This is a genomic window from Algibacter sp. L4_22 (assembly GCF_023473045.1).
Classification (GTDB): domain Bacteria; phylum Bacteroidota; class Bacteroidia; order Flavobacteriales; family Flavobacteriaceae; genus Algibacter.
Window position 1 is genome coordinate 1 of record NZ_JAMCOK010000002.1, and the last position, 13,415, is coordinate 13,415.

9 protein-coding genes are annotated in these 13,415 nt (G+C 30.3%); 5 read left to right on the forward strand and 4 right to left on the reverse strand.

Annotated elements, in window-relative coordinates; translation table 11 throughout:
- The 5 genes from M4I23_RS04605 to M4I23_RS04625 all read left to right on the forward strand — a co-directional run.
- The coding region (locus M4I23_RS04605; protein ID WP_249753603.1) for an integrase core domain-containing protein at positions 1 to 402 on the forward strand (402 nt) is incomplete at its 5' end.
- Between the two features lie 109 nt (positions 403 to 511).
- Positions 512 to 1,018, forward strand: a complete 507-nt coding sequence (locus M4I23_RS04610; protein ID WP_249753604.1) for a hypothetical protein — start codon at positions 512 to 514, stop codon at positions 1,016 to 1,018.
- A 178-nt stretch (positions 1,019 to 1,196) separates the two neighbouring features.
- Complete coding sequence (locus M4I23_RS04615) at positions 1,197 to 1,451, forward strand: hypothetical protein (RefSeq protein ID WP_249753605.1); 255 nt, start codon at positions 1,197 to 1,199, stop codon at positions 1,449 to 1,451.
- Between the two features lie 4 nt (positions 1,452 to 1,455).
- Positions 1,456 to 1,731, forward strand: a complete 276-nt coding sequence (locus M4I23_RS04620) for a hypothetical protein (protein WP_158850280.1) — start codon at positions 1,456 to 1,458, stop codon at positions 1,729 to 1,731.
- A gap of 158 nt (positions 1,732 to 1,889) precedes the next feature.
- Positions 1,890 to 3,824, forward strand: a complete 1,935-nt coding sequence (locus M4I23_RS04625; RefSeq protein WP_249753606.1) for an alpha-L-fucosidase — start codon at positions 1,890 to 1,892, stop codon at positions 3,822 to 3,824.
- 242 nt (positions 3,825 to 4,066) lie between these two features.
- On the opposite strand, the gene M4I23_RS04630 is transcribed toward M4I23_RS04625, so the two are convergent.
- From M4I23_RS04630 to M4I23_RS04645, 4 genes are all read right to left on the reverse strand, one after another.
- A complete protein-coding gene (locus M4I23_RS04630; protein WP_249753607.1) occupies positions 4,067 to 6,133 on the reverse strand; it encodes an ATP-binding protein in 2,067 nt (688 codons plus the stop codon).
- A 272-nt stretch (positions 6,134 to 6,405) separates the two neighbouring features.
- On the reverse strand, positions 6,406 to 8,478 hold the full coding sequence (locus tag M4I23_RS04635) for an ATP-binding protein (protein ID WP_249753608.1): 2,073 nt from the start codon (positions 8,476 to 8,478) through the stop codon (positions 6,406 to 6,408).
- A gap of 346 nt (positions 8,479 to 8,824) precedes the next feature.
- On the reverse strand, positions 8,825 to 10,891 hold the full coding sequence (locus M4I23_RS04640) for a tetratricopeptide repeat-containing sensor histidine kinase (protein ID WP_249753609.1): 2,067 nt from the start codon (positions 10,889 to 10,891) through the stop codon (positions 8,825 to 8,827).
- Positions 10,892 to 11,172: 281 nt separating this feature from the next.
- Entirely contained in the window at positions 11,173 to 13,239 is a 2,067-nt protein-coding gene (locus M4I23_RS04645) for an ATP-binding protein (RefSeq protein ID WP_249753610.1), read from the reverse strand.
- Positions 13,240 to 13,415 lie beyond the last annotated feature (176 nt).

The window sequence follows — 13,415 nt, forward strand, 5'->3', positions numbered from 1 at the left end:
TGTACGGATGCACTCGCTATGGCTATTAAAAACAGGAAATACCCTGATAAAAAGCTTATCCATCATTCGGATAGAGGTTTTCAATACTGCAATCCGAAATACACAACATTCGCTGAAAACAACAACATTACAATGAGTATGACTGAACAATACGATCCTTACGAAAATGCTGTTGCAGAACGCATTAATAGAACTCTTAAATATGAATATGGATTAAAACAAACCATTAAAAACACTGAATTAGCACAAAAAATGACACAACAAGCAGTCTATATTTATAACAATTTGAGAACACATTTTAGCCTGGATCTCAGAAAACCTGCTGAAGTCCATCTCAATCCAAACATCAAATACAAATCCTATCGAAAAAATAATGTAAATTTACCTGAACTTAAGATTTAAGAACAGAACTAGTTCAAACTATTTTTTTGCCTTCTAAACGGCTGAAAAAAATAGTTTGAACGTCTAAATATTAACTAAAAAGAGTCAACCTATATCAGTATAATACAAAATGCGAAAAATACTGATATTAATTTTGATGCTATTAGTTTCAATAAACATTTTTTCTCAGGAAGATTATATAAAACTACCACAAGCAAAAACTCAAAAACCATCTTTCATTTTCAATCAAAATATTATTGGAAATGAATATTTAATAAAAAGTTTGGGAACTTCAGAGGATGAGATAAAATCTAAAATCAATGAAATGTCAATATTAAAAGAGCTTCCGAATAAAGAACTGATTGACTATTATAATCTCACCGAACAAGGAATATTATTTGTGGATTTAAAAAAAATTCCAGAAAGCAAAAATCAATCAGAATTGAATCAATTTTTCGGATTGAAAAAAAAAGGAAAAATCTATATTGATGGCTATTTATTAGAAAGCGAAAAATATAACATAGCATTAATTGGTATTACGGAGATAGAAATTGTTGAGCCAGATAGTGCAAATGGACTTAAAAGCAGAGTTCTCAACATATGGACTTTACCAAAAAATGAAAGATATCGGGAATAATTGCTTTGGATTAAAAAACGTTTTACAACACAGTATATAAAAAATTGCTATTTTTAGCTTAACCAATGTTAGTTGCTTTGTTTGCTAGCTTCTAATTTTCCTTCGGAAAATCCTCGCATACAAACCGGCAATATTTTTATACATAAACGTTAGGCACAAGCAAGAAAACTGTTTGAACATGAAAGAAAATGAAATATTAAGAGAGCAGATATCAGAAATAGTAAAAAATCAACTGGAAAATAATGATCCTCCGGAAACAAAAATCATATATAACCAATTGACAAATACTGGATATAATGACTTTCAAACGCGACAAATGATAGGACAGTGTCTGGCTGTAGAATTGTTTGAGATTATTAAAATGAGTAAACCATTTGATAATGACAGATATATAAAAAATTTAAAAAATCTCCCAAAAGAGCCATTTGAATAAAATTATGAAAATAGAATTAACAAAAGAGGAATATAAAACTCTACTTATTATAGGCTATTGTGGAGATTGGATACTAAACAGCCATAAAACAATAGATGATAATATTTCAAAAAAGTCTGAAAATTTCGAACAAAAAATATTTTCCTTCGCCAAGGATGCTGGTTTAGAAAAATGGGTAGAATTCGATACTGAAATGGGAAAATACTTTCCTACTGCCGACATGGAAGATGAATTACACAAATTTATTGATCTATATAATTTGAGACAAAAAAAACTATAAAAAGCCAGTGCTTAACATAGTATATAAAAAATTGCTATTTTTAGCTTAACCAAAGTTAGTTGCTCGTTTGCTAGCTTCTGATTTTCTTTCGAAAAATCCTCATTGCTAAACATTAGCAATAATTAAATAATACTATAATAAAGTAAAAATTTATGCAAATGAAAAACAATTTAAAAACAACCATAATGCCTGTGTTTTGCATTGTTATAGTATTGTTATTTGTTCAATGTAAAAATACCGCAGACATAAGTAGACAAACTAGCCATACGCCAATTATGCCTCCTTTACCTCGTTTGCAGATGGATATAGCGACGGGTAGCCCAGATTTGCAATGGTGGCGCGATGCTAAAACAAACCGAGAAGAACGTTTGGAGGATTGGCGCGATGCGCGATTTGGTTGTTTTATTCATTGGGGAGCATCTGCGATACTTGGAAGCAGTTGGAAAGGAAAAGCATATAGTGGTTATGGAGAGCACATACAACGTATGGCAAAAATCTCTTGTGAAGAATACCGACGAGATGTTGTTGGAATATTTAATCCTACAAAGTTTAATGCAGATGAGTGGGTAAAAACTATTAAGGCAGCAGGTATGCGATATGTAATAATTACAGCTAAACATCATGATGGTTTTGCTATGTTCGATTCGGATGCTAGCGATTATAATATTGTAGACGCTACGCCTTTTGGCCGTGACCCGATGGCAGAACTTAAGGCTGCTTGTGATAAAAATGGATTAAAATTTGGCTTTTATTATTCACATGCGTTCGACTGGGGAGAACCTAATGGGCCTGGTAATGATTGGGATTATAAAAACCCAGGTGGAGACAAACATTTATTTGCATCAAAAAACACGAAGTGGTTTGATGAACACCCGGAGATTGCTCCTCGAATTCGTAAATACGTTGACGAGAAATCAATCCCTCAAGTTAAAGAACTAATCTCTAAGTACGATCCTGATTTCTTGTGGTTTGATACTCCACATAAGCTTCCACCCGAAGAGAACTTACGTATTTTAAAAGCTGCTCGTTCCGCCAAACCTAGCATCGTGATTAATAGTCGTGTTGTATCTGGTTATGATGGTGGTCCAGAACATTTTGGTGATTATGCGAGCACTGGGGATCGTGCTGTTGATTTTCCAGCAAAAGAAGGGGATTGGGAAGCCATACCAACCACCAACGAATCGTATGGTTATAATGAGTCAGATCGTAGTCATAAAACACCTGAATTTCTTGTTCGGGTTTTGGTTAAAGCAGTTGCAAGAGGCGGAAATATGCTGCTTAATATCGGTCCTAAAGGCGACGGTATAATTGATGCTACTGATATTAATATACTTGAAGGCATAGGCCGGTGGATGGACGTTAATGAAGCAAGTATCCATGGTGCCGTTCGAACAACACTACCAGTACAAGCATGGGGTGAGTCTACAAGAAAGAAAAATGCATTTTATTTACAGGTCTTCGATTGGCCAACTGACGGAATTCTAAAATTAGGCGGATTTTTAGGGAAGGTGAATAAAGCGTATCTACTGTCTGATAAAACGCAAACGGCAATAGCTTATAAACGTACAGATAATAAGACTATAGAATTTGAAGTTCCAGCCAAAGCTCCTGATGCAGCGAGTAGTGTACTGGTTGTTGAGGTAGATGATGCAGAGAATGTTGATTTACATCGCATGATTTCAACAAGCCAAAATAATATGCTTCGCGCTTTCGATGGAATAGCTGTTGGCGGTGAATTTAAATATGGAAATGGTAAAATAACCAATAACGGTGTTTCTGGCTGGAAGGATAAGAACCAATCTATAACATGGCCAGTATATCTTACCGAAGCGGGTAAATTTAGGGTTGTTGCAGAATATAAAACTTTCAAGCAATCAAATAAGTTTACTGTTGAGGTTGGTAATACGGCTCTATCAGGCACAACATTATCGGACAAAAGAAGATTAAGAGATAAAGATTACATTAAGCAAGATCTTGGAAGTGTAAATCTTTCATCAGGAAATATGATATTTAAAATACACGCTGACAGTATCCCTGAAGGAGATCTTATGGAATTACGTGCTTTGCATTTTATACCAATTACAGACAAATAATTAAAACAAATTATATTAAGTGTTTGTTATCGAGGATTATATGTTATAAATTCTTTCTGTTACGTTTTTTTAAATCATCATAGAATAGAAGTATAATTATTTTAACCTTTTTAGTTATTACTACAGGTTTTATAGTTTTAATATAAATACAAATCAAAGCTTGGAACCTTGTTGTAAATTAGCCTTTAAATGATGAAGGAAAGATTTAAAACATTTAAGAAATGTATTTTTTGAAAATGGAGTTAAAGCTTTTTTGTTTTTGGCACCGTAAAATAAAAAGAAGATCCATGATTTAAAGTGCTTTCTACCCAAATAGTTCCGCCGTTGTTTTGCACCATTTCTTTACAAACCCTTAATCCTAAGCCAGTTCCTTTTTCGTTTTGGGTTCCGTAAGTGGTAGAAGTTTCTTCGTCGTTAAAAATATTATTTAGAACGTCTTCGCTCATACCAACGCCATTATCTCTAACCACTATTTCCCAAAAATTAGATTTTTCCGAAGCATCGATAGTTATCGCTCCATGTTCGCGAGTAAACTTCACAGCATTGCTAATTAGATTACGAATTACAATATCAATTTGATCTTTATCGCTCCATGTAATTACCTTTTGATTGATGTTGTTTGCAATTGTAATCGATTTTGCCTCCGTTTGTTTAGACAGTAATTTAATGCTTTCGTCTACCAAAGTTTTAATGGTTGTATAATTAGGTTTGGTAACTAATCCATTCATTTGGGTTTGTCCCCAGGTTAATAAATTATTTAAAGTAAAAGCAATACTATCGATGTTTTCTCCTATTTGAGGCATAAACTCCATGAACTCGGTTGTAGTTAGTTCACTTTTATTAAACAAGTCGAATAATGATTTAAATGAATTAATAGGGCCTTTTAAATCGTGTGCAATAATAGAGAATAGTTTGTTTTTAGTGTTGTTTGCATCGTTTAAATGAGCTTCGTTTTTCTTTAAAGCCAACGTATTTTCTATCAGTTTTTGATTTAAAATATTTTGAGTTCTGTTATTCTTTTTAAGGATAATGATAATTATTAAAAAGGCAAAAATAACTAACGCAGAAATATATGTATAGCTAAGTTGTTTAGCATCCTTCTTCTCATTCGCTAAAATATATTGGTCCTTTTCATGTTCAGCGACCAGAGTGGACTTTAATATTCTTAATTCTTTTATATTATCGTTTTTATTTATTGTATCAGAAATGGCTTTAAATTCTTCTAAATAGGTGAGTGCGGCAACCGGATCATTATTTGTTTTTTTGATTTTATATAGAATTTCAAAAATTTTATCGCGGTTTGTTAAAACATTGAGCTCTTTTGATATTTCTAGTGCTTTTAAAGCATAGGCTTCGGAAACTTCATAATCTTTAAGTTCAAAATAAGCTTTTGATAGAAGGAGGTTTAATTGTTTTTTTTCTCTAATGGAATCGATGTTTTCATGAATTACTTCGCTCTTTTTTAACCATATAAGTGCCTCGTTAAATTGATTTTTTTCGAGATAAATATTGGCTTTTATTTGATAAATGTAAGCAAGCCAATCATCTGTTTTAAGTTTTTCGAAAATAGAAATAGCTTCATTTATATTTAAATTGGCACTTGTTAAATCTCCCATTGAGGTATAAGCAATTGCTAGATTGGAAAGAATTATTCCTGTTCTTTCTTCTTCTCCAGTTTTTTTATTTAGTTCCTTAGCCTTCTTTAAAAATAATATGGACTGTTCATGGTCTTTTTGGTTACCATAAAGGGCAGAAACGTTTAGATATAAATTACTTAGCCAGGAATCGTTTTTACTTTTTTCAGCAATTTCAATAGCGCTTAAATATTCTCTTAAAGATTTAGCATTTTCCTCTTTATACTCATACTCTCTGGCCAATTCAATTTTGGATTGTATAATAATTAATGTGTCATTAATTTCTTCGCCTTTTGAAAGTGCTTTTGAAAAATAGGAGATAGCCTGATCTTGGTCTCCTTTATCAGAATAGTATATACCTAGAAAAAAATGACCTTTAGCGTCACCTTTAGTATATTTAATGGCTTTACTTAGGGTAATAATCTCCTTGGAAGTAAAAAGCAAACTATCTAAATTATAGTGAATATATTCCCAGTTTAAGTCGTGTAATAAATTAATATAAGTAGTATCTTTTTTAAAATTAGGAGTTTCCTTAAGTTTTTTGATTTTATGCTGTATATCTTTCTTTATGTCTTCTTGCGAAAATGCCGAAAAACTATTAGAAAATGAAAGAAAAAGTATCCATATAAATACATAGAAAAGTTGGGGATACTGTATTTTTAAGTTAAGGTGCATAAGCAATACTATAGGCTGAGTTATAGTACAATTTACAAAATCCTTGTTAAAATATAAGTAGCAAAAAGAGATAAATACACGATTTTACTTATAATAAATTAATCTTCGGATAAACTACTCGGTTAAACCTTTTTTACAGGCCAAAAAGGTGTTAAGAAAGAATTATAACATTGTGTCCGTGAACAAAAAATGACACTAAATTAGATCTTTATTTGTAAACCTCAAATTGTTAGAATACGTTAATAATTATTATTCTAAAATGAAACTCTAATTTATAATGAAAGTTTTTTTGTTTTTGGAACCGTAAAATAAAAAGAGGATCCATGATTTAAAGTGCTTTCTACCCAAATAGTTCCGCCATTGTTTTGCACCATTTCTTTACAAACTCTAAGCCCTAAGCCTGTTCCTTTTTCGTTGCTGGTTCCATAAGAGGTAAACGTTTCTTCATCTTTAAAAATGTTTATTTGATCTTCTTGGCTAATCCCAACACCATTATCTCTAACTGCTATTTCCCAAAAATCAGATTTTTCCGAAGCATCAATAGTTATCTCTCCGTGTTCGCGAGTAAACTTCATGGCATTACTAATTAAATTGCGAATTACAATATCAATTTGATCTTTATCACTCCATGTAACCACCTTTTGATCTATGTTATTGGTTGCTGTAATCGATTTTACTTCTGCTTGTTTGGCTAGTAATTTAAGGCTTTCATCAACCAAGGTTTTAATGGTTGTATAATTAGGTTTGGTGACTAAGCCATGCATTTGGGTTTGTCCCCAGGTTAATAGGTTGTTCAAGGTAAAAGCAATACTATCAATGTTTTCGCCTATTTGAGGCATAAACTGCATGAATTCTTCTGTTGTTAATTCACTTTTATTAAATAGGTCGAAAAGACTCTTAAACGAATTAATTGGACCTTTTAAATCGTGTGCAATAATGGAGAACAACTTGTTTTTAGTACTATTAGCGTTGTTTAAATGGGCTTCATTTTTCTTAAGTGCTAGTGTGTTTTCTATTAGTTTTTTGTTTAAACGATTTTGAGTTTTATTATTCTTTTTAAGAATGATGATGATAATGGCACAAGCTAGAATAACTAGTACGGATATATAAATATAGCTACGTTGTATAAGTTGCTTTTGTTCATTCTCTCTTATATATTGCTCTTTTTCTTGTTCGTACTCAAGATTAGACTTTAGTATTCTTAATTCTCTTATATTATTTTTTTTATTTATTGTGTCCGAAATTGATTTTAATTCTTCTAAATAAGTTAAGGATTCTTTATAACACTTGTCTGTTTTTTTGATTTTATAGAGAATTTCTAAAATTTCATCGCGGTTTTCTAAATTATTAAGTTCTTTGGTTATTTCTAATGACTTTACTCCATATGTTTCGGCTAACTCATAATCTTTAAGTCCAAAATGTATTTTAGCCAAAAGAAGGTATAAAGGTATTTTATATCTCTTTTGGTCGATATTTTTATGAATTTCATCACTTTTTTTCGCCCATATTAGAGCTCTATTTAATTGATTTTTTTTGAGATGTACAGTTGCTTTTATTTCATAAGCATAAGTTAGCCAATCATCTAGTTTAAGCTTTTCAAATGCAATAATAGCTTCGTTTATATCAGAATCGGCACTTGCTAAATCTCCAACTTCAATATAAGTAAAAGCTAAATTAGAAAGTGTTATAGCTAGCAATTTTTTATCACCATTTCTTTTATTGACTTCCATAGCCTTCTTTAAAAACAATATGGTCTGTTCATATTCTTTTTGAAGACTGTATAAAACAGAAATATTAATGTAGTATGTTGACAGCCAAGAATCTTTTTTGTTTTCCTTAGCTATTTCAATACCTTTTAAATACTCTTTTAATGATTTAGCATACTCTTCCTTATACATATACTCTGTAGCCAATTGGTTTTTGGATTGCAGAATGATTTTTATATCATTATCCTGTTTTGCTTTGGAATAGGCTATTGAAAAACAAGAGATGGCTTGGTCTTGTTCACCAATATCCGAATAGTAACCACCTTTAATGATATACCCATCTGCTTCACCTTTTGTATATTTTATAGCTTTACTTAGTTTAATGGTTTTGTTAGCAATAATGAGTAAACTATCTAAATTGTAGTTGTGATATTCTTCGCCTAGTTTATTTAATAAATTGATATAAGTGGTATCTTTTTCAAAATTCGAAGTTTTTTCAAGTATTTTAATGTCACGTTGTATATCCTTTATTATACCATTATGTGCAAAGGCCGAGAAGCTATTGGAAAACCAAATAAAAATTACCCATATAAATGTATGAGAAAGTTTGGGATGTTTGTTTTTTAAAATATGTTGCATAAGCAATACGATATAGCTTGTTGTATTATAATTTACGAAATCCCCATCGCAATATAAGCCACAAAAATATATCTCAATAAATTTTTACATGGTTTTAGCTACTTTTCAATATGTTTTATCGATTAAAAGCATTTTTAATCGATAAAAAGATGTTTGTAAGAAAATTAAAGGATCGTTTTTTTCTGATAAATAGTAGATGTAAAGTATCTAAATAGGGTAGCTGTAATAAAAAGTTATTCAAAGGGATAGCCTATTTTTGGATCTAAAAGCTAAAATTATTATGAAGTATTAATAAATTTATCTAGAACTTAATCTGATATTGTAGAGTTTCTCTTATAAAATTTACTTAATATGTTTTAGTTTTAGGAATCGTAAAATAGAAAGAAGAACCTTGATTTAATAAGCTTTCTACCCAGATAGTTCCACCATTATTTTCTACCATTTCTTTACATACTCTAAGGCCTAAGCCTGTTCCTTTTTCGTTACTGGTTCCATAAGATGTAACTGTTTCTTCTTCTTTAAAAATGTTTATTTGATCTTCTTGGTTCATCCCAACACCATTATCTTTAACTACTATTTCCCAAAAATCCGACTTTTCCGAAGCATCGATAGTTATCGTTCCTTGTTGGCGTGTAAACTTAACGGCATTACTTATTAAATTTCGAATAACAATATCGATTTGATCTTTATCACTCCATGTAACCACCTTAATATCAATATTATTAATTGTTGTTATCGATTTTGCTTCTGCTTGTTTAGATAGCAACTTGATACTTTCGTCTACCAAAGTTTTAATAGTTGTATAATTAGGTTTGGTGACTAAACCATTCATTTGGGTTTGCCCCCAAGTTAATAAGTTGTTTAGAGTAAAAGCAATGCTGTTAATATTTTGGCCTATTTGGGGCATAAACTCCATGAACTCTGCTGTAGTTAGTTGACTTTTATTAAACAAATCAAAAAGACTCTTAAACGAATTAATAGGGCCTTTTAAGTCGTGAGCAATAATGGAGAATAGTTTGTTTTTAGTATTGTTAGCACCGTTTAAATGGGCTTCGTTTTTCTTTAAAGCTAGAGTGTTTTCTATCAGTTTTTTGTTTAAAACATTTTGAGTTTTATTGTTCTTTTTAAGAATGATGATAATGATTAAAAAAGCCAAAATAATTAATACTGAAATATAAATATAACCGCGCTGTATTACTTGTTTTTGTTCACTCTCTAATATATATTGTTCCTTTTCTTGTTCAGACTCAAGATTAGATTTTAGTATCCTTAGTTCTTTTATATTATTCTTTTTATTAATGGTGTCCGAAATGTCTTTTAACTCTTCTAAATAAGTAAGGGATTCTTCATAGCTGTTATTTGCCTTTTTAATTTTATAGAGAATTTTTAATATCTCATCACGTCCATCTAAAATATTTAATGCTTTGGATATTTCCAGCGCTTTTAATGCATAACCTTCCGCTATATCTGAACGTTTAAGGCCTAAATATGTATTGGCTAAGTGTAGGTATAAAGGGATTTTGTAGCGGCGTTTATCTATGTTAGTATGAATTTCCTCGCTTTTATTTAACCATTTTAAAGCTTGATTGAATTTCTCCTTTTTTATATAAACAGTTCCTTTTAATTCGTAAGCATAGGAGAGCCAGGAATCTAGTTTTGCCTTTTCGAAAACAGGGATAGCACTATCTATAGCATTGGTGGCGCTTTTTAAATCTCCTGTTTTGATATGGCAAGCCGCTAAATTATTTAGGATTTTTGCAACTTCGACATCATCTCCATCTTTCTTGTAGACTTCTAGGGCCTTAGTTAAATATAAAATGGTTTGAATATGCTCTTTTTGGACCCGATATATTACAGATATGTTTACATAACATCTAGATAGGCATTGGTCTTTATTGTATCTTTTAGCTATTTCTATGGCATCTAAATATTGTTTTAGCGCTTTTGCGTAATTGTCTTTGTATTTATACTCTACCGCTAATTTAATTTTAGATTCTAGCAATAAATCTATTTGTGATATGGCTTCTGCTTTGGAAAGTGCTTTTGAAAAACATGAAATGGCGCGATCTTGCTTTCCTATATTAGAATAGTATAGGCCTTCAATTAAATACCCTTGTATTTCTCCTTTAGAGTAATTTATAGTTTTACTTAGTTTTATAGATTCGTTAGAAACAATAAGTAAACTATCTAGATTGTATTCGGCATATTGCAAGCCTAAATCATACAATAAATTAATATAGATAGGGTTTTGTTTAAAATTTGAAGTAGCTTGATATGTTTTAATTTTACGTTGCAAATCTTTCTTTACATCTTCTTGTCCAAAAGCAGAAAATATATTGAAAAAGCAAATAAAAACCATCCATATAAAAGTATAGGAAAGTTTGGGGTGTTGTATTTTTAAAATACACTGCATGAGAAATGCTAAATAGTTTGTTATATTATAAATTAAGACATACCTACTGCAATATAGGATTCAAAATTATTTACACACAATTTCTTACCGGTTATTGGGTGTTTTTTCAACAATCACATCGATGAAGTGTATTTTTTATCGATTAAGTGTATTTTTTGCAAAAAAAAACAATGCTTTTATTTTATGTGAATTGATGAAGAAAATGAGAATATAAGGTAAAAAGTAGCCTATTTATAAATAAACAAAAGGCTGCCTAAAATGAAGGACTTTTTTATTTCAAATTAAAGTTTTTTAGTTTTAGGAATAGTAAAATAAAAAGAAGAGCCTTGGTTTAATACACTTTCTACCCAAATGGTTCCTCCATTAATTTTTACCATTTCTTTACAAACTCTAATTCCCAAACCAGTTCCTTTTTCATTATTAGTTCCATAAGATGTAACCGTTTCTTCTTCTTTAAAAAGATTAATTTGATAGTCTTCTCGCATGCCAACACCATTATCTTTAACTACTATTTCCCAAAAACCAGATTTTTCTGAAGCATCAATGGTTATCGTTCCATGTTTGCGAGTAAACTTAACGGCATTGCTAATTAAATTACGAATAACAATATCGATTTGATTTTTATCACACCAAGTAATCACCTTAAGATCTATATTATTTGTTGTTGTTATCGATTTTGCTTCCGCTTGTTTAGATAGCAGCTTAATACTTTCGTCTACTAAAGTTTTAATGGTTGTATAATTCGGTTTGGTGACTAAACCATTCATTTGGGTTTGTCCCCAGCTTAATAAGTTATTTAATGTAAAAGCAATGGAATCTATATTTTCACTTATTTGAGGCATAAATTCCATGAACTCAGTTGTAGTTAGCTCACTTTTATTAAACAAATCGAAAAGACTCTTAAACGAATTAATAGGGCCTTTTAAATCGTGTGCAATAATAGAGAAAAGCTTGTTTTTAGTGTTATTAGCATCATTTAAGCGAACTTCATTTCTCTTTAATGCTTCGGTATTTTCTATTAGTTTTTTATTTAGACTATTTTGAGTTTTATTGTTCTTTTTAAGAATGATGATGATGATAGAAAAGGCTAAAATAATTAACGCAGAAATATAAGTATAGCTTAGTTGTTTTGCGTCCTTTTTCTCATTCTCTAAGATATATTGTTCTTTTTCTTGTACCGATTCTAGGTTAGATTTTAGTATTCTTAGTTCTTGTATATTATTGTTTTTATTTATGGTATCTCTAATCGCTTTTAATTCCTCTAAATAAGCAAGGGCTTTTTCAGGTTGCTTATTATCTTTTTCGATTTTATAAAGAACTTCTAATGTAATATCTCGTTCTTCTACGGCACTTAGTTTTTTTGATATTTCCAGAGCTGCTATACCATAGGCTTCTGCTACATCATAATTTTTAAGGCCCAAATAAGTTTTGGCTAAAAATGTGTATAAAGGTATTTTGAATCTTGTTTGATCAATACCGTTATGAATTACTTCACTTTTTTTCAACCATATTAAAGCTTTATTAAATTTCTCTTGTTTTAGATAAATTGCTGCTTTTAATTCGTAAATATAGGTTAACCATAAATCTAATTTAGCATCTTCAAAAATGGATATAGCTTCATTAATATTATCAGTAGCACTTTTAAAATCTCCTATTTCAATATAGGAAGAAGCCAAATTGGCTAGGGTTTTTGCTGTTAATATATCATCATCACCTTTTTTGTTGATTTCCATGGCCTTCGTTAAAAATAAGATCGCTTGGTTTTCTTCTTTTTGGACATTATATATTACAGAAATGTTTATGTAACAAATGGATAACCATTTGTTCTTGTTATTTTCTTTAGCAATTTCGATACCATCTAGATATTCTTTTAATGCATGGGCATAATCTTCTTTGTATTTATACTCTGTTGCCAATTTAACTTTAGATTGTAGTAATAGGTCTAAATTATTAATGACTTTTGCTTGTGAAAGTGCCTTTAAAAAAAATGCAATTGCTTGGTCTTTTTCACCTATATCAGAATAGTAATTACCTTGAATTAAATAGCCTTGTATTTCTCCTTTAGGGTATTTAATAGCTTTGCTGAATTTAATGGATTCGTTTGAAACTATGAGTAAACTATCTACATTATATTGGAGATATTGTTTACCCATCTCAAACAATAAATTTATATAAGTGGTATCTTTTTTGAAATTGGGAGTTTCCCGAAGTATTTTAATTTTAGATTGTAAATCTTTCTTTATGTCCTCTTGCGCGAATGCCGTAAAGTTATAGGAGAGTAAAATAAAAATAATTGATAAAAAGGCATAGGGAACTTTAAGGGATTGTGTTTTAAAAATATGCGGCATGAACAATAATAAATAGCTAATTTTAGCACAATTTACAAAAGCCAATCTCAATATAACTTGAGAAATGATTTATATAAATGGTTTTGCATATATTTAATTTTTGCTATCTAATCTATTCATTAAAACCGATTTTAATCAAAAAAAAAGATAATTTAAAAACTCCATTTTTTTATTCC

What these genes read in the sequence shown, in the direction of transcription:
- M4I23_RS04610 (WP_249753604.1), top strand. Translation starts at nt 512, where the DNA reads ATGCGAAAAATACTGATATTAATTTTGATGCTATTAGTTTCAATAAAC.
- M4I23_RS04615 (WP_249753605.1), top strand. Translation starts at nt 1,197, where the DNA reads ATGAAAGAAAATGAAATATTAAGAGAGCAGATATCAGAAATAGTAAAA.
- M4I23_RS04620 (WP_158850280.1), top strand. Translation starts at nt 1,456, where the DNA reads ATGAAAATAGAATTAACAAAAGAGGAATATAAAACTCTACTTATTATA.
- M4I23_RS04625 (WP_249753606.1), top strand. Translation starts at nt 1,890, where the DNA reads ATGAAAAACAATTTAAAAACAACCATAATGCCTGTGTTTTGCATTGTT.
- M4I23_RS04630 (WP_249753607.1), bottom strand. Translation starts at nt 6,133, where the DNA reads ATGCACCTTAACTTAAAAATACAGTATCCCCAACTTTTCTATGTATTT.
- M4I23_RS04635 (WP_249753608.1), bottom strand. Translation starts at nt 8,478, where the DNA reads ATGCAACATATTTTAAAAAACAAACATCCCAAACTTTCTCATACATTT.
- M4I23_RS04640 (WP_249753609.1), bottom strand. Translation starts at nt 10,891, where the DNA reads ATGCAGTGTATTTTAAAAATACAACACCCCAAACTTTCCTATACTTTT.
- M4I23_RS04645 (WP_249753610.1), bottom strand. Translation starts at nt 13,239, where the DNA reads ATGCCGCATATTTTTAAAACACAATCCCTTAAAGTTCCCTATGCCTTT.